The sequence below is a fragment of the Devosia yakushimensis genome (assembly GCF_030159855.1).
Taxonomy (GTDB): domain Bacteria; phylum Pseudomonadota; class Alphaproteobacteria; order Rhizobiales; family Devosiaceae; genus Devosia; species Devosia yakushimensis.
Genome location: NZ_BSNG01000001.1, coordinates 1,483,335 through 1,501,710 on the forward strand (window position 1 = coordinate 1,483,335; position 18,376 = coordinate 1,501,710).

Genomic DNA, 18,376 nt, shown 5'->3' on the forward strand with positions numbered 1-18,376 from the left:
CGCCCCGGCTAGTGGTCGGTCCGCTCGCCTTTGCGAAATGGCGTATGGCCATCCAGCAAAAGCTGCTCATGAGCGACCGATAGCCGCTCATGCTCGAGAAAGTCGGCCACCGCGTCGCGAAGACCCGGATGGGCGATCCAATGCACCGAATAGGTTGGTGTCGGCTCATAGCCGCGCGCCAGCTTATGCTCGCCCTGGGCGCCGGCCTCGACTACGGCAAGCTTGTGCTCGATGGCATAGTCGATCGCCTGGTAGTAGCAGAGCTCGAAATGGAGGAACGGGACGTCCCGCGTGCAGCCCCAATTCCTGCCGAAGATCCGATCCGAACCCAGGAAATTGATGGCGCCGGCAATCGGGGTAGGCCCGTCATAGGCCAGCATGAGCACGATGCGGTCGGCCATGGTCTGGTTCAGCCGCGAGAAGAATTCCCGATTGAGGTAGGGGCGTCCCCATTTGCGGGCGCCGGTATCCTCGTAGAAGTCATAGAAGGCGTCCCAATGATGCTCCATCAAATCGCTGCCGGTCAGCCATTTGACGGTCAACCCATCGGCCAGGGCATCGCGGCGCTCGCGGCGTATGGTCTTGCGCTTGCGCGATGAGAGCGTGTCGAGAAAGTCATCGAAACTGGCAAAGCCGCGATTGAACCAGTGAAACTGGGTATCCATCCGCCGCAGCCAGCCGTCCGCGGCAATGGCGGCAGCCTCCGCCTCTGGCACGAACGTGGCGTGAACCGATGAGGCCCGCCGCTGCGTGGCCAATTGTTGCGCAGTGGAGAGCAAGGCCGCCCGAACGGCCGGGTCGCCAGACGGTACCAGCAATTTGGGGGCGGTGGCCGGAGTGAATGGCACCGAGCATTGTAGCTTGGGATAGTAACTGCCGCCGGCCCGCTCATAGGCATCGGCCCAGCCATGGTCGAACACATATTCGCCCATGGAATGCGACTTGAGAAACAGCGGCATCAGGCCCAGCGGCTGTTCTCCATCGGTCAGGACGATATGTTGCGGTTGCCAGCCGGTGCGCGCGGAGGCGCAGCCAGATTGTTCCAGCGCCAGGAAAAACGCATGGTCCAGGAACGGATTGTCGGTCTTGCCGTCCGTAGACGGGACCAATGCGTTCCACGTCTCGGCCGGAATGGCCGAGGTCGATGGATAGATGGTGGCAGTCAGCGAAGGCGAGGGGATAGCGGAAACTCCGGGCGGAGGTCGGCAGGTCGCCTAAACATAGGTCGCGCCGGCCGCCATTGGAAGGCCGCCACCCTATTCAATCACGCGGATTTGGCGGGATCGAAGCCCTCGAAGACGATCTGATCGGAATGCGCCGCAACCGCGTCTGCCTCGGCCTTTGACCGGATGGTCCAGGCGGTAACCGGCTTGCCCAGCGCCCGCCAGAACTTGATGGCCGGCAATTCGAGCGCATTGGCGGCGCAGGAAATGAAATCGAACTGTGTTTCATGCCAATGCAGCAGATGGCGCAGGGTATAACGCTGGTCATCCGTCAGGTGGCTATCCCACTCATTGGGTTCGTAATCATAGGTGATGATGCCCCGCGGCCCGCTAAAGCCGAACTGGCGAACCAGCGTGATGAGATTGTGGTCGAACGATTCGACAGTCACCGGACCGGTATAGGTCTTGAGCGCCTCGGCCGCCGCACGGGCGAGCAATTGCGTACCGGCAATGTCGTTCTGGTGCTTCAGCTCGACCTGCAGCAAAGCGCGACCGCCGATCTGGGCCAGGAAGTCGACGAGCCGCTGCGGGCATTCGCCCTTGGCGCTGTCCAGCAGCGGTGTCGTGGTCATCTCGTTTGCGGTGAGGGACGAAACCGGACCGTCCTTGCCAGTAAGGCGTTTCAGCTCATCATCATGGAAAACCACCGGCACGCCGTCGCTGGTCAGCTGCAGGTCGCATTCGATGGCAAAGCCGCCGGCAATGGCGGCTTCAAAGGCGCTGGCGCTGTTCTCGATAACGCCGGCAGCGCGATTGTGCAGGCCGCGATGGGCAACGGGATGGGGAAAGAGAGCTTCGGACATGGTGTGCCTCATCTTGAATTTGGCGGCCTGAGTGGCACCGCAATATGACGATGGCGTTACACCTCGACTACGGCCTCGATCTCGACTGCGGCTCCGAAGGGCAGGGACGCGACGCCGAACGCGGCGCGGGCATGTTTGCCCTTGTCGCCCAGCACGCCCACCAGCAGGTTGGAGCAGCCATTGGCCACCAGATGCTGTTCGGTGAAGTCCGGAGTGGAAGCCACCAGAACCGTCACCTTGAGGATGCGCTTGATATCCTGCAGCGGCACGCCGCCCATGTGAACGATCTGTGAGAGCACATTGAGCGCCGCCAGCTCGGCGGCATTGCCCCCCTGGACGACATTCATCGTGTCACCCAAAAGGCCCGTCACGACTCCGGCTTCGTTGCTCGAAATCTGCCCCGACACATAGAGGATATTGCCGGTCCGCGTAACCGGAACATAGCTGGCCACCGGAGCCTTGGGGGCGGGCAGTTCATAGCCGTATTCGCGGAGCTTTTCGATCGGGCTGGTCATTTGGTCTTACCTTCGTTCTGGTCGTCATCGATATCGAGCGGCGGGCGCGCCGGCCGTATTCCATAAAGCTTGCCACGCACCACGGCCTCGCGGCCAAACCGGGTGCGGACCCGGTCCATGGCGCGTTCGGCGGCCGCCTTGCGAGCCACGGCGGGTTCCAGCAAATCCGCCGGATCTGTCCCATCGGCCGGTTCAATACCCGAAACGCCGATTCCGATCAGCCGGAATGCGGTGCCATCGATTTCGCGCCCCAGCAGCGATAGGCCGGTCTCGTAGATGACGCTGGCAAGCTGCGTGGGGATCATCAGGTGCCGGGCGCGCGTACGCAAGCGGAAACCGGCAGATTTCAGTTTCAACGTCACCGTATCGCCAACGATATTTTTGGCCTTGAGGCGCTCGGACAGGCGTTCGGTGACGTTCAACAACTCGGTGGAGAGAGCTTCCAGAGAGCTTATGTCGGTGTTGAATGTCGTCTCGGATGAGACTGTTTTCATTTCGCTATCTGACGAAATACGGCGGCTGTCCTGGCCTCGTGCGAGCCGGGCCAGCCGAGCGCCCATCTCGCCATAGCGACGCATCAGATTTTCGGGCGGCTCGTCCTGCAATTGGCCGATCGTTATCAGCCCATCCTTGCGCAATGTCTCGGCAAACACCTTGCCCACGCCATAGATGAGGCTGATGGGTTTGGGCGCCAGGAATGACAGCGTCTCGGCCGCCCCGATCACTGCGAAGCCGCGCGGCTTGTCGAGATCGGACGCAACCTTGGCCAGGAATTTGTTGTGGCTGAGCCCGACAGAAATGGTGACACCGATCTCGGTCTCGATGGTTCTGGCGAAACGGGCAAGCACCAGGGCAGGGGGAGCCTTGTGCAGCGCCTGGGTACCCGAGAGATCGAGAAAGGCCTCGTCGATGGACAAGGGCTCGACCAGCGGCGTGAGAGCCTCCATATGGCGCCTGATCTGCCGGCTGACATCGACATATTTCGCCATATCCGGCTTGAGGATGACGGCATCGGGACAGAGCTGGCGCGCCTTGAACATGGGCATGGCCGAGCGGACACCAGACTGGCGGGCAATGTAGCAGCAGGTGGAGACCACGCCGCGTACGCCCCCACCGATGATCAGCGGCTTGTCGCGCAGAGAGGGATCGTCGCGCTTCTCGACCGAGGCATAAAAGGCATCGCAATCGACATGCGCCGTGCTCAGCGCAAAGAGTTCTTCATGCGCCACAAGCCGTGGTGAGCCGCAACCTGGGCAGCGCTGCGGCGCCGCCGTTGCGGAGCCATGCACGAGGCAATCGCGGCAAAGCCAATCGATTGCCATGTCTATCCCGATGGGTTCAGGCGCTGCCACACCCGCATGAACGCTTCGGGCGTAATGCCGGTATTTGCGCAGAGGGCGAGCAGAATCGACTCGTTTGAGGCAAAGTAGTCCACCAAGCCGCGCTGAAGCGCTGAAGAACCGACGGAGCGGCGCAGCATATCGGGGTCGAAACCGGCGAACTGCATGAAGGCGAGCAGTTCATCGGGATTTTCCGCGAGGTAACCGAGGCAGGAATCGGCGAGGCTTGCCACATCGGGTTGGATAGTCTGGATACGCGGCACCGCCGGCCTCATTTGGTGTTTTGTAAGAGATAGCATGGTAGCTGAACGGGGCGGCAAAGCGAAGTGTCGCCAGCGTCCCGTGGCGCGAGGATGGATCGATGCCCAAGACTGTAATGATCGTGGAAGACAACGAGCTGAACATGAAGCTCTTCAACGATCTGCTCGAATCGCGCGGCTATGCCGTGATCCAGACCCGAAACGGCATGGAAGCGCTCGATCTGGCGCGCGCCCATCATCCCGATCTGATTCTCATGGACATCCAACTGCCGGAGGTTTCGGGCCTGGTTGTCACTAAATGGCTCAAGGATGACGAGGACCTGGCGCATATCCCGGTTATCGCCGTCACCGCCTTCGCCATGAAAGGCGATGAGGAGCGGATACTTCAGGGCGGTTGCGAGGGTTACATCAGCAAGCCGATTTCGGTGCCTCATTTTCTGGAAACTATTGCCCACTATATTGGCCCTGCCTGAGCGGTCATCTTTGAGGCTGGTCGGGCTCGCTCCAAATCCGTGGTGGACGCTGCGGATGGGCAATGAGCTGAAGGCTGCCAAGTGACTGCGCGTATCCTCATCGTCGACGACATCCCCACCAATGTCCGGCTGCTGGAGGCGCGGCTGACCGCGGAATATTTCGACGTGGTGACCGCTTCTTCCGGGCAGGAAGCACTCGATATCTGTGAAAGCTCCGATGTCGACATGGTGCTGCTGGACGTGATGATGCCCGTGATGGATGGATTCGAAGTCTGCCGGCGGCTCAAGGCCAATACCCGTACCCATCACGTGCCGGTGCTGATGATCACCGCGCTCGACCAGCCCTCTGACCGGGTCAAGGGCCTGGAAGTCGGCGCTGACGATTTTCTGACCAAGCCGGTCGATGACATGCAGCTGATGGCCCGGGTCAAAAGCCTCGTGCGCCTCAAGTCGCTCACCGACGAGTTGCGCTCGCGGGCCATGACCGGTCAGCAGATCGCCATCGAAGATGCCTTCCGGGCGATGGACAAGATCAATGCCGACAATGGTTCGATCCTGATCGTCGATACCGATGCGCGCCATGCCGAGCGGATCAAGGCCTATCTGACGCCGGGTCATCAGGCCGATGTGCTGACCCAGCCGGCCGATGCGGTCTTCCAGGTGACCGGCGCGAACTACGAACTTGCCCTGATCTGCATGTCGCTGACCGACTTCGATCCCTTACGGGTTTGTTCGCAGATCCGGACGCTCGAACATACCCGCAACCTGCCGATTATCCTCATCGCCGACGAAGCGGACCGGCCCAAAGTGGTGCGGGCGCTCGATCTTGGCGTGAACGATTTCATCATGCGGCCGGTGGAGCGCAACGAGCTTGCCGCCCGGGTGCGGACGCAGATTCGACGCCAGCGCTATGCCACTGAGCTGCGTCACAGCGTGCACCAGACCATGGCCATGGCGGTGATCGACGACATGACGGGGCTCTATAACCGCCGCTACTTCGAGCGGCATCTGAGCGTCATGCTGAACAAGGCGCAGACGCAGGGGCGCGATATGGCGCTGATGATCCTGGATGTGGATCACTTCAAGGCGGTCAACGATACCTATGGCCACGACACGGGCGATGTGGTGCTCAAGGAGTTCGCGACCCGGCTGAAACGCAATATCCGTGGGGTTGACCTAGCCTGCCGCTTTGGCGGCGAGGAGTTCGTGGTGCTGATGCCCGATACCGATTTCCGTCAGGCGGAAGCCATTGCCGAACGGGTGCGGTTGTCGATTGCCGAGCGCGGTTTCGAGGCCGGGGCGGGGCGGATGCTGCCGGTGACGGTGTCGGTGGGGGTGACGCTGAACGAGAGCCTGACCGACACGCCCGAAACGCTGATCAAGCGGGCGGATGTGGCGCTGTACCGGGCCAAGCGCGAGGGGCGCAATAGGGTGGTGTTCGACGCGGCTTGAGAAAGCTGCAATTGGACGCGTTAGGGTTAGCTGTTATAATTAACAAGAGCTTACCAGTGTAAGTGGCCTGGATTTGCTTGAGTTTACGACCTGCCGGAGTAGGGTCCGATCAAACAGCGGGCCCTACTTACGGAGCTTTGCTGACAGCTCCCTACGGCTTGTCTCGGGTCCGCCGCAACACCTGAGCCCCCGTAGGGCGGCTGGTCCGGAAGCGGATAGAGTGGCCTCTTCGACATGCCGCTCCGGGCCAGCCACTCGCGACATTCGGTATCGCCAATGCGCCAGTCTGCTAGCAGACTGTTAGCATCCAGCGCATCAAACCTTCGCAAATGACAACCCAGCAAAAAGCCCCGCATCGAGGATGCGGGGCTTTTGCATTCAGATCGAAGGCGCCAGATTACTTGATCTTGGCTTCCTTGAACTCGACATGCTTGCGCACGACCGGGTCATACTTGTTGTACGACAGCTTTTCGGTCTGGGTGCGGGCGTTCTTCTTGGTGACGTAGTAGAAACCGGTATCGGCCGTCGACACCAGCTTGATCTTTACGGAGGCGGCTTTGGCCATTCTTCGGGTCCTTCACAAAACCAAAGGCGCTGCGGATGGCAGCGCCGGAATTTGGGCGCAAACTACGGATTTGGCTGAGATTGTCAAGCTTCAGTTCCGGGCTTCGTCCGGGTGGCCGAAGCCATGCATGCGCTTGGCCCATTGGAAGCCGACAATTGCCCCCTTGGTGGAGGGCAGAATGGCCAGTGGCAGGATAATGGCCAGCGGAACCATGGTGTAGATATAGGTCATCGGATTGATGTGCCAGGTCATTTCTATATGCAGCATCACCGCGACCAGCAGGTGGCCGACAATCATGATGGCAATATAGGGCGGGAAGTCGTCGGCGCGATGCAGGTCGAGCTGCTCGCCGCAGGAGGCGCAATAGTCGGTGACCTTGAGGTAGGACCTGAACATCTTGCCCTTGCCGCAATGGGGGCACTTGCACAAAGTGCCCCGCCAAATCGCCTGCCAGGTCTGCCGATCTTCCAGCGTGGTGACCTCTGCGGTCATCTTCATCACCTCTTTTTGCGGCCCTTAGGCCCATAGGACCTAGATGGGCGCTTCTGCCCACGGCGGAAAGATGACGGATTGACGCGCGGACCCTCGGACAGCAGTTCGAACCGCATGGCGCCGGCAATCGGTGCGACTTCGAGAAGCCGGACGGTTACCCGGTCACCCAGGCCGAACTTCTCGCCGGTCCGTTCGCCCACCATGGACTGGATTTCCTCGACATAGCGATAATAGTCCTGACCAAGGGTGGAGGCCGGGATAAAGCCATCGGCGCCGGTATCGAGCAGGCGCACGAAGAGACCCGAGCGGGTGACGCCGGAAATGCGCCCCTCGAAGCGGGCGCCGATCTGGGCGGCGAGGAATTGCGCCAGCAGCCGGTCGGCGGTCTCCCGTTCGGCCAGCATGGCGCGGCGCTCGGTGGCCGAGATGTGCTGGCCGATACCAGTCAGCTTGAGCGCTTCCTGGTCGGAGAGACCATCCTGGCCAAGATCGAGCGCCTTGATCAGCGCCCGGTGGACGATGAGGTCGGCATAGCGCCGGATGGGAGAGGTGAAGTGGGCATAGCGGTCAAGGTTGAGACCGAAATGGCCGTAATTCTCCGGCGCATATTCGGCCTGAGCCTGGCTGCGCAGCACCATCTCGCTGACCTGCTCGACATTGCCCGCCTTGCGGGACTGGGCGAGCACGCCATTGAAATCGCTGGCGCGGACGGAATCGGATTTTTTGACCGCAATATCGAGCGAGCCGAGGAAATCGCGCAGCGCCTGCAGCTTTTCACTGCTGGGCTCGTCATGCACGCGATAGAGCAGGGGTGAGCGCTTGGCTTCCAGCGTTTCGGCCGCTGCCACATTGGCCGCGATCATCATTTCCTCGATGAGACGATGGGCATCGAGCCGCTCGGGAATGCGGATATCCTTTACCAGCCCCTTGTCGTCGAGCACGATCTTGCGCTCGGGCAGATCGAGGTCGAGCGGGCCACGCTGGTCGCGTGCCTTGGCCATGGCCGCATAGGCGGCCCAGAGCGGGCGCAGGATGGGTTCGAGAATCGGGCCGGTCTTGTCATCGGGATTGCCATCGATGGCGGCCTGGGCCTGTTGATAGCTCAGCTTGGCGGCCGAACGCATCAGGACGCGATGGAAGCTGTGGCTGCGCTTGCGGCCATCGGCCGACATGACCATGCGCACGGCCAGCGAAGCGCGGGGCTCGCCTTCCTTGAGCGAGCACAATTCGTTGGAGATGCGCTCGGGCAGCATGGGCACGACGCGGTCGGGAAAATAGACCGAATTGCCGCGCAGATAGGCTTCGCGATCGAGCGCCGTGCCGGGGCGCACATAGGCGGCAACGTCGGCAATGGCGACATAGACGATAAAGCCACCGGGATTGGCGGCGTCCGTGTCAGGTTCGGCATAGACGGCGTCGTCATGGTCCTTGGCATCGGGCGGATCGATGGTGACCAGGGGCAATTCGCGCCAGTCTTCGCGGCCCTTGAGCGTTGCTTCCTTGGCCTCTTCGGCCTCGCGCACGACCGAAGCGGGGAAACGGTAGGGGATTTCGAGGTTATGGATGGCGATGAGGCTGACCGCGCCTTCCGAGAGCGGATTGCCGATGACGGCGGTGACCTTGGCGCGCGGGATCATCAAGCGGCCGGAGAGCTTGACCTCGACTTCGACGAGATCGCCATCGCCGGCCTCGCCGAGATCGCCGAGAGGAATGCGCATTTCCTTCTGCTTGCGATCGACCGGGATCAGCCTTGCGCCATCTTCGTCCATCCGCACGATGCCGATATGGGCACGGCGCGGCTTGTCGAGGATTTTCATGGTCTTGGCGGTGTAGACCGGGATGTCCGCCTCGCCGGCATCGATGCGGGCGAGGATGCGGTCGCCCGGCGCGGGGGCAACCCGGGCATCGCGGCCCTGCAGCACGGCCACGCGCGGACGCTCGCCTTCTTCCTCGTTCCATTGGGCGGGGAAGGCGTGGAGATTGTCCGGGTCGGCATCGCTGGGAATGTCGAGCACGGTGACATGGGGCAGGGCAGCGGTGCGGCGCAGGGCCTTGCGGGTGCGGGTGATGACACCCTCGCCCTCAAGCTCGGCCAGCATGGCCTTGAACGGCCGGCGCATATCGCCGCGGATGCCGAACACCTTGGCAAGATCGCGCTTGCCCTTGATGTCGGATTGCTGGGCGAGCGCTTCCAGAAGCTGTTCGCGGGTCGGCAAAGCGCCAGCAGCGGGTTGTCGCGCGCGCTTGGGGCCGGAGGTGTTTTTGGGTTTTTTGGTTGGGATAGGCATTCAGGATGTTTCTGTGTGTCGGGTGATATGTAGGGTAATTCGGTGGGGATTGCTAATTTTGTGGGTGGGTGTTTGCGCGGCGTCATCCCGGCGCAGGCCGGGATCCATGCTGAGGGCTATTGGCGACATCGAGTGTGGGGGGAGGGCACAGCATGGATTCCGGCCTGCGCCAGAATGACATTGTGGGTGATGACAGATCGGTGGCCCGATGCTTAGCTCGGCAAATGGCCAAGACCTTCATCGTCTACATGGTGTGCAGCATGAAGAATGGGACGCTGTATACCGGCGTCACGGGTAATCCGGCCGGACGGATGTGGCAGCACCGGACCGGGTTCTTCGCCAAGAGCTTCACCGCGCAGTACAATGTGAAGCGGCTGGTCTGGTACGAGGTGCATCAGGATGCGACTGCCGCGATACAGCGGGAGAAGCGCATCAAGGACTGGCGCCGGGAATGGAAGAAGCGGCTGATTGAGGAGTTGAATCCCGATTGGCGAGATTTGTCGGATGAGGTGATGGGGTTTTAGGTCCCGATTATTTCCCAACCACCGTGTCATTCCGGCGAAGGCCGGAATCCATGCTGTGCCGTCTCCCGGCATGCGATGTTGCGGTTGGCCTTCAGCATGGATCCCGGCCTTCGCCGGGATGACATCGTGAGGAGGATAATGCGGTGCCTAGAACGGAACGTCCTCGTCCGAAACAACCTTCTTCGCCGCAACCTTCTTCGGAGCCGCCTTTTTGGCGGCCGGTTTATCGGCAGCAGCTTTGGCCGTGGCCTTTTTCGCTGCCGGCTTCTTCACAGCCGCCTTCTTCGCCGGCGCCTTTTTCACCTTCGTCCCCGTGGCCTCGGCTCTCGCCGCGATCCACTGCACGGCCTGATCCAGCGTCACTGCTTCAGGCTGCACATCTTTGGGTATGGTGGCGTTGATCTTGCCCTGGTTGACATAGGGGCCGTAGCGGCCGGCGCGGACGGTGATGGGGCCGTTGTCGTGCTCGAAGGTCTGGATGGCAGCCACCGATGCACCGCCGCCGCGCTTGAAACCGCCTGCGGCTTTCTGGGCTATGAGGTCGACGGCGCGGTTGATACCGACCGTGAACACCTCTTCGACATCGGGCAGGTTGGCATATTTGCCATCATGCAGGACGAAGGGGCCGTAACGGCCGATGCCGGCGGATATGGGGAGCTGGGTCTCGGGATGCAAGCCCACCTCGCGCGGCAGGGACAGCAGCCTGAGCGCCTGTTCGAGATTGAGCGTGGCCGCCTCCCAGCCCTTGGGCAGCGAGCTGCGCTTGGGCTCCTTGCCCTCGCCGAGCTGGACATAGGGGCCGAAACGGCCGGTTTTCAGGTACACTTCTTCGCCCGATTCCGGATCGGTGCCCAGAATGCCATCGCCCTGTGCGGCCTCGCTGGACTGGCCGGAGGCCGCGTCCGAAAGCTGCATTGTGTGCTTGCATTCGGGATAGTTCGAGCAGCCAATAAAGGCGCCGAACTTGCCGAGCTTGAGCGAGAGCTGGCCGGTGCCGCAGGTGGGGCAGCGGCGTGGATCGGAGCCATCTTCCTTGGGTGGGAAAATGCGGCTGGCCAGCAATTCGTTCAGTGCGTCGAGCACCTCGGAAACGCGCAGATCCTTGATCTCGTCGGTGGCGTGGGTGAAATCTTTCCAGAATTCGCGCAGCAGCACCTTGTAGTCGATATCGCCGGCCGAGACCTGGTCGAGCTGCTCTTCGAGCCCGGCGGTGAAGCCGTATTCGACATAGCGGGTGAAGAAGCTCTCGAGGAAAGCCGTGACGATGCGGCCGCGATCCTCGGGATGCAGTGCCTTGCCCTCGAGCCGGACATAGTCGCGATCCTTGAGGGTGGAGAGCGTTGCCGCATAGGTCGAGGGGCGGCCGATGCCGAGCTCTTCCATCTTCTTGATGAGGCTGGCTTCGGTATAGCGGCTGGGCGGCTGGGTGAAATGCTGCTCGATATCGACGGCTTGCAAATCGGGCTTGTCGCCCACGGCCAGCGGGGGCAGTTCACGGCTGTCCTCGTCTTCCTCATCCTCGTCGGATTTGGCCTCGACGCCATAGAGCTTGAGGAAACCAGGGAAGGTGACGACCGAGCCGACGGCGCGCAATTCGACCTGGCGGCCGGGCACGTTGACGGCGATATCGACCGTGGTGCGATCGATTTCGGCTGATTTCATCTGGCTGGCAAGCGTGCGGCGCCAGATCAGGCCATAGAGCTTGGACTGGTCGGCATCGAGATTGAGGTTTTCCGGCCGCTTGAACATGTCGGTGGGGCGGATGGCCTCGTGCGCTTCCTGGGCGTTCTTGGCCTTGGTCTGGTAGATGCGGGCCTTTTCGGGCAGGTATTCCTCGCCGAAATATTTCCCGATCACCGAACGGGCCATGGCAATGCCTTCGGGCGCCATCTGCACCGCGTCGGTACGCATATAGGTGATCAGGCCATCCTCGTAGAGACGCTGGGCGATCTGCATGGTGCGGCTCGGCGACAGGCCCAGGCGGGAGCTGGCGTCCTGTTGCAGCGAGGAGGTGGTGAAAGGCGCGTAGGGATTGCGCTTGGTCGGCTTCTTTTCGACATTGGAGACGTTGAACTGGCCGGATTCGATGAGTTGCTTGAGCTCGGCGGCGTTCTCGCCGGTCTTGATGTCGAGCTTGTCGGTCTTCTTGCCATCGACCGAAAAGAGGCGGGCGAGAAAGCTCTTGCCCTTTTGCGCCAGCTTGGCTTCGACGGACCAATATTCCTCAGGGCGGAATTTTTCGATCTCGGCTTCGCGATCGGACACCAGGCGCAGCGTCACCGATTGCACACGGCCGGCCGAGCGGGAGCCGGGGAGCTTGCGCCAGAGAATGGGCGAAAGGGTGAAGCCGACGAGGTAGTCGAGGGCGCGGCGGGCGAGATAGGCATCGACCAGCTGCATGTCGATTTCGCGCGGATTGGCCATCGCCTGAGAAACGGCGTCCTTGGTGATGGCATTGAAGACGACGCGCTGAACCGGCACGTCCTTCTTGAGCGCTTTCTTCTGCCGCAGCACATCGAGCACGTGCCAGGAAATGGCCTCGCCTTCGCGATCCGGGTCGGTGGCGAGGATCAGTCCGTCGGCATTCTTGAGGGCATTGGCGATGTCGGAGACGCGCTTGCGAGAGGCCGTATCGACCTCCCAGGACATGGCGAAATCTTCGTCGGGACGGACCGAACCGTCCTTGGCGGGCAGGTCGCGGATATGGCCGAAGGACGCCAGGACTTCATAGCCCGAGCCCAAATATTTGTTGATTGTCTTGACCTTAGTCGGACTTTCAACGACGACGACCTTCATGGATATTCCGTTCCGCAACCGCTTGTATCGAGGTGGCGCAACATGGTGAAGGCGGAACGAAGTGTCAACGGCCCCCTTCCAAGCGGGCTCGGCCCTCTCATAAAAAGGGCCGAGCGGAGGGTGTCGTCAGGCCAGGCTTGCCTTGCGGGTTACTGTTTCGGTATCGCGGGAAAACACGGTCCAGGCAAAGATCAGCACGCCGGCAAAGACGATTAGCGAGCTGAGCGCCACGACCGGCTCGAGCGCGGTGACGCCCTGCAGCAGGAAGTAGAGCGATACGGCCATCAGCACGACGCCGGTGGTGTAGACGCCGAAATGAATGAAGGCCAGGCGCCGCTCTGCCTTGGCGGGGTTGAGCGCATAATAGCCGCCGAACAGGGCGCTGGTGACCCAGCCGAGCAGGTTGATATGGGCATGCGCCCCGATCACATTGTGGTTCTGGCTGATCGACATATGCAGGCCGATCCCGATCCCCACGATCAGGAATATTATGGCCGCCTTGAAGAACAGATTGGAAATTCTAGGCATTCGTCCTCTCCCCAATGCTCGTTCAAGCATCTCCCCGGAGCCGATCACGAGCGGCGTAATTCTACGCCTTCCCAAGGGGGCTCGCCATCGATAAGCGCGATTGTAACGTTGCAGTCTTGTCAGCGTGGCAGGTTCTATGCAGGAATGGGGGTGGTCGCCTCGTCAGGCGAACCGTTTCACACATCCAGCAAACCGGCCGTCGCGCATTGACGGCTGTCCGTGAGTTCGCCGCGCCCCGGGCCGGTGGAGGCATGGCGGGCCATTCCGAGGAGGAGATCGAGCATGGACTATCGCAAACTGGGCAATAGCGGCGCAGTCGTTTCGCATCTGTGCCTGGGCACGATGACCTTCGGCAAGGAGGCGGACGAAGCCACATCGCACCTGCTGCTCGACGATTATGTGGCGGCAGGCGGCAATTTCATCGACACGGCCGATGTCTATAGCACCGGCATATCGGAAGAGATCATCGGCCGCTGGCTCAAGGCCAAGCCGGGCAGGGAGCTGGACCTGGTGATCGCCACCAAGGGGCGGTTTCCGATGGGCGAGGGCCCCAATGACCTGGGTCTGTCGCGCAAGCATCTCGGCGCTGCGCTGGATGCTTCGCTGAAGCGCCTGGGGGTCGAGCGGATCGATCTCTACCAGATGCACGCCTTTGACGCGCTGACGCCGCTCGATGAAACCCTGCGCTTTCTCGATGACTCGATCCGTAACGGCAAGATTGCCTATTACGGCTTTTCCAACTTTACCGGCTGGCAGCTGACCAAGGCGGTCTATTTGGCCAAGCTCAATGGCTATCAGCCGCCGGTGACGCTGCAGCCGCAATATAGCCTGCTGGTTCGTGACATCGAACATGAGATCGTGCCGGCCTCGCTCGATGCCGGGATCGGATTGTTGCCGTGGTCGCCATTGGGCGGTGGCTGGCTCTCGGGCAAATATAAGCGCGACCAGATGCCGTCCGGGGCCACAAGGCTGGGTGAAAACCCCAAGCGCGGCATGGAGGCGTTCGAAGCCCGCAATGCCAAGGACGCGACCTGGAACATAATCGGCGCCGTCGAGGATATCGCCAAGGCGCAGAATGTGAGCATGGCGCAGGTCGCGCTCGCCTGGGTCGCGGCACAGCCGGCGGTGACCTCGGTAATCCTGGGCGCGCGGACCCGCGAACAGTTGGCGGATAATCTGAAATCGGTGTCGCTCAAGCTGAGCGCGGCGGATATCAGGACGCTGAGCGAGGCCAGCAAGCCGGTCATGGCCGATTATCCGTATGGCGCAGGCGGCATCAACCAGCGGAACCGTAAGCTGGAAGGTGGGCGGTAGGGAGCCAAATCTAGTCATTAGGGCCTCCCTGGACCTGGTTCGAGGCCGAGCGTTTAGAGAGTCCCGATCTGCCTCCCTCCCCCTTGAGGGGAGGGATTGAGGGTGGGGGTTCTGTATTCTCCGCCAACTCTGAGCCTTTGGAGGCCGCGGAACCCCCACCCTAGCCCTCCCCTCAAGGGGGAGGGGATTGGATCGGCGCTCCATCAATCGCAAAACAGAAGTTCACGCTTTCGCCGGAATGCCCCGGTGGAGAGGCTTACCGCTCAGGCGGGGGATTTTGCCCCGCCTGTTGCCGGGCGACGACTTCTTCATATCCCGCCTGCAAGGTCTGGCGCACGGTGGGGGCGGGCCAGCGTGACGGGGTATGGAGATGCTCCGTCCGCAATTCATCCATGAACTGGTCCCACATGGTCGGGCCGCCTTCTTCCAGCAACTGCGCCCTGATGCTGAGCTCTGCACTAACCGGCTGGTGGCGGCGGCCCCATGAGCCGAGCTGCGCCATGATCGGCACGAGTTCGATGGCCGGGCCGGTGAGGCTGTAGATCGCCTTCTGTTTGTGGCTGGCATCGTCGGCCTTGGTCAGCAGGCCTTCCTCGACCAGCATGGCGAGGCGCTGCGACAGGATATTGCTGGCAATGCCCTCCTGCGACCGCAGCAGCTCGCGGAAATGCCGCTTGCCGCCAAAAATCATGTCGCGGAGGATGAGCAGGCTCCATTTATCGCCCAGCACTTCGAGAGTGAGATTGATGGGGCAGCCGGAGCGATGGTCACGAGTCATGGGCAGTATCCTAACCGTGCGAGACTAGCAGTAATTTGGCAAAATACAACTGGTTGTAAAATGCAAGCAAATATGCAAGTTTGGCTAGCCGTTAGGGGAGGGATGAACCATGAGCGGGATCAATAGCGACAGAACTAATTTCGTGATCGTGCATGGCGGCTGGGCAGGCGGCTGGGCGTGGCAGCGCGTCGTCGACCGGCTGCACGATCTGGGACACCGCGCCTTCGCGCCGACGCTGACCGGATTGGGCGAGCGCTCGCACCTGGCCGGGGTGGGTGTCGACATGCAGACGCATATCGCCGACATCGTCAACGAGATCGTCTGGAAGGACCTGAACGATGTCGTATTGGTCGGCCATTCCTATGGCGGAATGGTCACGACCGGGGTGATCGAGCGCATCCCCGAGCGGATTGCATCGGTGGTGTTTGTCGAGCCGTTCATTCCCGGCGACAATCAATCCTTTTCCGACCTGGTGCCGGATTGGGAATTGGACGGGCCGCTGACGGACGCGCCGCCCACCTCGCCAGGCGATTATGTGAGCGAGGCCGACCGGCTCTGGGTGGATGCCAAGGCGACGCCGCAGCCCACCGCAACACTGACGCAACGGCAAAGGGTAACCGGAGCCTATCGCAATATCAGTAAGAGGGCCTTCGTTCAGGCGACCAATTGGGACCTGTTTGCCGACATGGCCAGGAAATACGAACAGGAAGAGGGTTGGACAGTGCACCGGATCGCCAGTGGGCACGATATCGCGATTGATGCGCCGGACGAGCTTGTGGCGGTGCTGGTGGAGGCGATTTAGGGGGATACAATCTTGATCCCCTGATCTCGCACAATCGCCTCCCTCGGGCTTGACCCGGGGGCCGTTCTCAACCCGGTGCAAGCGGTGAATGGTCCTCGGGTCAAGCCCGAGGAAAGCGCCGGTGGATGTGGCGAGGATGGTGCCCAGATGTTTCGCGCCCGAGGCACTTGGGCTATCAACGCCATCCAGCGTGAGGTTAGGGCGCAGCATGGATTCCGGCCTGCGCCGGAATGACGTTGTGGGTGGTTGGGCGATCAGGAATAGTCTGGCCGCGGAAGTACCCCTTTATTGCTCCTCCTCACAGTCGCCTTCCTCGGGCTTGACCCGAGGATCAGCCTCAACCCGGCATGAGCGGCGAGTGGCCCTCGGGTCAAGCCCGAGGGAAGCGATTGTGGGTTTTGCGGGGGTGGTGCAACCGAACTGTCGCTAACGCCTCATTCCGTGAGGAGGTCAGCGCGGTACCCTCAGCTATATTTCAGTGCCACCAACTGACCGCTCGACCATTCGATCTGGCCGGCCAGGTCGAGTTCGAGCAGCAGCATCTGCATGGCGGCGGCGGTGAGGCTGGATTGGCGGATCAATTCGTCGATTTCGACCGGGGTGGCGCTGAGGGCGGCGAGGAGGCGCGACCGTTCATCGTCGCCCGGCGGCTCGGTCTCAGGTCCGGAATCGGGCGTCCATGGCGGATCGAAAAGGGCGCTGCGAGCCGGATCGGCGCTGCCCAGGGCTTCGATAATGTCCTGGGCATTGGTGATCAGCTTGGCGCCCTGCTGGATGAGCGAATTGCCGCCCTCGGCGCGCGGATCGAGCGGGGAGCCCGGGACGGCGAAAACATCGCGGTTTTGCTCAAGGGCCAGGCGCGCGGTGATCAGCGAGCCAGAGCGCTTGGCTGCCTCGACAACGGCAATGCCGAGCGAAAGACCCGAAACCAGCCGGTTACGCCTGGGGAAGTCGCGGGCGCGCGGTTCCCAGCCCAGCGGCATTTCGGTGAGCAGGGCGCCGCCATTGTCCAGGATATCGTGGGCGAGCGGGATATTTTCGGCCGGATAGATCTGGTCGAAGCCTCCGGCCAATACGGCAATGGTGCCGGTGCTCAGGCTTGCCTGGTGGGCGGCGGTGTCGATGCCGCGGGCGAGGCCGGACACAATTGTATAGCCGCGTTCGCCGAGATCAGCCGCCAAAAGGCGCGTCATCTTGATGCCGGCGGAAGATGCATTGCGGGCGCCGACAATGCCGACCGTGCGCTGCCAATCAAGATTTTCGCCGCCTGCCATGGTGATGAGCGGCGGCGGAGCCGGGATGTGATCGAGCAATTCGGGAAAGGCGGGTTCGCCCGTGGCCACAAGGCGCGCACCATACCGTTCGAGCCCGGCAATCTCGTCTTCCGCCTGCGACTGCGTGGTGATCCGCAGTGGCTTGCCCGTGCGCTTGAGCAGGCCGGGCAGGGCCTCGATGGCCGCTTCGGCTGAGCCGAACCGGTTGAGCAATTGGCGGAAGGTGACCGGACCGACATTGTCGGTGCGCAGCAGCCGAAGCCAGGCAACGCGCTGCGACGGGGTCAACATGGTACCACCCGAGCGCAGCGCCAAAGCCTATGAGGCCTTCTTTTCGGCGCCGATCTTGGGCTCGGTGCCGGCAATCAGCCGGGCGATATTTTCGCGATGCTGGTAGAAGAGCAGGATGGCCAGCAGCGCCGCAGTGGCCGCCAGCCATTCATCGACCACCACATAGGCAAAGATCGGCGCGGTGGCAGCGGCCGTCAGGGCCGCGAGCGAGGAGAGCTTGCGCGTGAAGGCAATGAGCAGCCAGACCGCGCAGAAAATCAGCCCGACCGGCCAGGACAGGGTGAGCAGGCTCCCGATCATGACGGCAACGCCCTTGCCGCCCTTGAAGCCGAGCCAGACGGGAAAGCAATGGCCCAAAAACGCGCCCAAAGCCGCCAGATAGAGCGGCAGGGCACGGTCGCCGCCAACGGGCAGGTCGGGACTATAGAGCAGGGTACGCACCACCAGAATAGCAACGGCGGCCTTGGCGGCATCCAGCAGCAGCGTTGCCGCCGCGATCCAGCGATTGCCGGTGCGCAGCACATTGGTGGCGCCGATGTTACCCGACCCGATCTGGCGGATATCGCCCAGCCCGGCCGCGCGAGTCAGAAACAGGCCAAAGGGAATAGAGCCAAAGAGGTAAGCGATGACCAGCGCAACCAGGAGGCCCGGCAGCATG

General features: G+C 62.0%; 18 protein-coding genes. 5 read left to right on the forward strand and 13 right to left on the reverse strand.

Annotated features, from left to right (window positions below):
- Positions 1–8 precede the first annotated feature (8 nt).
- The 5 genes from QQL79_RS07340 to QQL79_RS07360 form a co-directional block, all read right to left on the reverse strand.
- Positions 9–1,181, reverse strand: coding sequence for a GNAT family N-acetyltransferase (locus QQL79_RS07340; protein WP_370461246.1), 1,173 nt, complete (start codon positions 1,179–1,181; stop codon positions 9–11).
- Between the two features lie 83 nt (positions 1,182–1,264).
- Positions 1,265–2,026: a glycerophosphodiester phosphodiesterase family protein gene (locus tag QQL79_RS07345; RefSeq protein ID WP_284389408.1), complete on the reverse strand. Its 762-nt coding sequence runs from the start codon at positions 2,024–2,026 to the stop codon at positions 1,265–1,267.
- Between the two features lie 56 nt (positions 2,027–2,082).
- Positions 2,083–2,541 (reverse strand): RidA family protein, encoded by a 459-nt coding sequence (locus tag QQL79_RS07350; protein WP_284389410.1) that lies wholly within the window; start codon positions 2,539–2,541, stop codon positions 2,083–2,085.
- On the reverse strand, positions 2,538–3,863 hold the full coding sequence (locus QQL79_RS07355) for a DNA polymerase IV (protein WP_284389412.1): 1,326 nt from the start codon (positions 3,861–3,863) through the stop codon (positions 2,538–2,540). Before QQL79_RS07355 ends, QQL79_RS07350 begins: the two co-directional genes overlap by 4 nt.
- A 2-nt stretch (positions 3,864–3,865) precedes the next feature.
- On the reverse strand, positions 3,866–4,144 hold the full coding sequence (locus QQL79_RS07360) for a DUF3572 family protein (RefSeq protein WP_284389413.1): 279 nt from the start codon (positions 4,142–4,144) through the stop codon (positions 3,866–3,868).
- 98 nt (positions 4,145–4,242) lie between these two features.
- Between QQL79_RS07360 and QQL79_RS07365 the strand changes: the two genes are divergently transcribed.
- Both QQL79_RS07365 and QQL79_RS07370 read left to right on the forward strand, forming a co-directional pair.
- The gene (locus QQL79_RS07365) at positions 4,243–4,614 is read left to right on the forward strand and encodes a response regulator (protein WP_035096845.1); all 372 of its coding nucleotides are present in this window, start codon (positions 4,243–4,245) and stop codon (positions 4,612–4,614) included.
- An 81-nt stretch (positions 4,615–4,695) separates the two neighbouring features.
- Positions 4,696–6,066, forward strand: a complete 1,371-nt coding sequence (locus QQL79_RS07370; RefSeq protein ID WP_284389416.1) for a PleD family two-component system response regulator — start codon at positions 4,696–4,698, stop codon at positions 6,064–6,066.
- A 397-nt stretch (positions 6,067–6,463) separates the two neighbouring features.
- On the opposite strand, the gene rpmG is transcribed toward QQL79_RS07370, so the two are convergent.
- From rpmG to rnr, 3 genes are all read right to left on the reverse strand, one after another.
- Positions 6,464–6,631 carry a 50S ribosomal protein L33 gene (gene rpmG / locus QQL79_RS07375; protein WP_035096841.1) on the reverse strand — a complete coding sequence of 56 codons (168 nt, stop codon included), beginning with the start codon at positions 6,629–6,631 and terminating at the stop codon, positions 6,464–6,466.
- Positions 6,632–6,721: 90 nt separating this feature from the next.
- Positions 6,722–7,129: a DUF983 domain-containing protein gene (locus tag QQL79_RS07380; RefSeq protein ID WP_284389428.1), complete on the reverse strand. Its 408-nt coding sequence runs from the start codon at positions 7,127–7,129 to the stop codon at positions 6,722–6,724.
- A complete protein-coding gene (gene rnr / locus QQL79_RS07385) occupies positions 7,129–9,411 on the reverse strand; it encodes a ribonuclease R (protein ID WP_284389430.1) in 2,283 nt (760 codons plus the stop codon). Before rnr ends, QQL79_RS07380 begins: the two co-directional genes overlap by 1 nt.
- A gap of 152 nt (positions 9,412–9,563) precedes the next feature.
- Here rnr and QQL79_RS07390 point away from each other — a divergent pair, with 152 nt between their 5' ends.
- The gene (locus QQL79_RS07390) at positions 9,564–9,935 is read left to right on the forward strand and encodes a GIY-YIG nuclease family protein (protein WP_284389432.1); all 372 of its coding nucleotides are present in this window, start codon (positions 9,564–9,566) and stop codon (positions 9,933–9,935) included.
- 147 nt (positions 9,936–10,082) lie between these two features.
- Here QQL79_RS07390 and topA read toward each other — a convergent pair whose 3' ends face one another.
- Entirely contained in the window at positions 10,083–12,731 is a 2,649-nt protein-coding gene (topA, locus tag QQL79_RS07395; RefSeq protein ID WP_284389434.1) for a type I DNA topoisomerase, read from the reverse strand.
- A gap of 126 nt (positions 12,732–12,857) precedes the next feature.
- The gene (locus QQL79_RS07400) at positions 12,858–13,259 is read right to left on the reverse strand and encodes a hypothetical protein (RefSeq protein WP_284389435.1); all 402 of its coding nucleotides are present in this window, start codon (positions 13,257–13,259) and stop codon (positions 12,858–12,860) included.
- Between the two features lie 282 nt (positions 13,260–13,541).
- Between QQL79_RS07400 and QQL79_RS07405 the strand changes: the two genes are divergently transcribed.
- On the forward strand, positions 13,542–14,573 hold the full coding sequence (locus QQL79_RS07405) for an aldo/keto reductase (protein WP_284389436.1): 1,032 nt from the start codon (positions 13,542–13,544) through the stop codon (positions 14,571–14,573).
- Positions 14,574–14,829: 256 nt separating this feature from the next.
- On the opposite strand, the gene QQL79_RS07410 is transcribed toward QQL79_RS07405, so the two are convergent.
- On the reverse strand, positions 14,830–15,351 hold the full coding sequence (locus tag QQL79_RS07410) for a winged helix-turn-helix transcriptional regulator (protein WP_284389437.1): 522 nt from the start codon (positions 15,349–15,351) through the stop codon (positions 14,830–14,832).
- 109 nt (positions 15,352–15,460) lie between these two features.
- Here QQL79_RS07410 and QQL79_RS07415 point away from each other — a divergent pair, with 109 nt between their 5' ends.
- Positions 15,461–16,153: an alpha/beta fold hydrolase gene (locus QQL79_RS07415; protein ID WP_284389438.1), complete on the forward strand. Its 693-nt coding sequence runs from the start codon at positions 15,461–15,463 to the stop codon at positions 16,151–16,153.
- A 464-nt stretch (positions 16,154–16,617) separates the two neighbouring features.
- On the opposite strand, the gene dprA is transcribed toward QQL79_RS07415, so the two are convergent.
- Both dprA and plsY read right to left on the reverse strand, forming a co-directional pair.
- Positions 16,618–17,718: a DNA-processing protein DprA gene (gene dprA, locus QQL79_RS07420; RefSeq protein WP_284389439.1), complete on the reverse strand. Its 1,101-nt coding sequence runs from the start codon at positions 17,716–17,718 to the stop codon at positions 16,618–16,620.
- Between the two features lie 27 nt (positions 17,719–17,745).
- On the reverse strand, positions 17,746–18,375 hold the full coding sequence (gene plsY / locus QQL79_RS07425) for a glycerol-3-phosphate 1-O-acyltransferase PlsY (RefSeq protein ID WP_284392835.1): 630 nt from the start codon (positions 18,373–18,375) through the stop codon (positions 17,746–17,748).
- Position 18,376 lies beyond the last annotated feature (1 nt).

What these genes read in the sequence shown, in the direction of transcription:
- QQL79_RS07415 (WP_284389438.1), top strand. Translation starts at nt 15,461, where the DNA reads ATGAGCGGGATCAATAGCGACAGAACTAATTTCGTGATCGTGCATGGC.
- QQL79_RS07405 (WP_284389436.1), top strand. Translation starts at nt 13,542, where the DNA reads ATGGACTATCGCAAACTGGGCAATAGCGGCGCAGTCGTTTCGCATCTG.
- QQL79_RS07345 (WP_284389408.1), bottom strand. Translation starts at nt 2,026, where the DNA reads ATGTCCGAAGCTCTCTTTCCCCATCCCGTTGCCCATCGCGGCCTGCAC.
- dprA (WP_284389439.1), bottom strand. Translation starts at nt 17,718, where the DNA reads ATGTTGACCCCGTCGCAGCGCGTTGCCTGGCTTCGGCTGCTGCGCACC.
- QQL79_RS07400 (WP_284389435.1), bottom strand. Translation starts at nt 13,259, where the DNA reads ATGCCTAGAATTTCCAATCTGTTCTTCAAGGCGGCCATAATATTCCTG.
- rpmG (WP_035096841.1), bottom strand. Translation starts at nt 6,631, where the DNA reads ATGGCCAAAGCCGCCTCCGTAAAGATCAAGCTGGTGTCGACGGCCGAT.
- QQL79_RS07380 (WP_284389428.1), bottom strand. Translation starts at nt 7,129, where the DNA reads ATGAAGATGACCGCAGAGGTCACCACGCTGGAAGATCGGCAGACCTGG.
- rnr (WP_284389430.1), bottom strand. Translation starts at nt 9,411, where the DNA reads ATGCCTATCCCAACCAAAAAACCCAAAAACACCTCCGGCCCCAAGCGC.
- QQL79_RS07350 (WP_284389410.1), bottom strand. Translation starts at nt 2,541, where the DNA reads ATGACCAGCCCGATCGAAAAGCTCCGCGAATACGGCTATGAACTGCCC.
- plsY (WP_284392835.1), bottom strand. Translation starts at nt 18,375, where the DNA reads ATGCTGCCGGGCCTCCTGGTTGCGCTGGTCATCGCTTACCTCTTTGGC.
- QQL79_RS07365 (WP_035096845.1), top strand. Translation starts at nt 4,243, where the DNA reads ATGCCCAAGACTGTAATGATCGTGGAAGACAACGAGCTGAACATGAAG.
- QQL79_RS07355 (WP_284389412.1), bottom strand. Translation starts at nt 3,863, where the DNA reads ATGGCAATCGATTGGCTTTGCCGCGATTGCCTCGTGCATGGCTCCGCA.
- QQL79_RS07410 (WP_284389437.1), bottom strand. Translation starts at nt 15,351, where the DNA reads ATGACTCGTGACCATCGCTCCGGCTGCCCCATCAATCTCACTCTCGAA.
- topA (WP_284389434.1), bottom strand. Translation starts at nt 12,731, where the DNA reads ATGAAGGTCGTCGTCGTTGAAAGTCCGACTAAGGTCAAGACAATCAAC.
- QQL79_RS07390 (WP_284389432.1), top strand. Translation starts at nt 9,564, where the DNA reads ATGGATTCCGGCCTGCGCCAGAATGACATTGTGGGTGATGACAGATCG.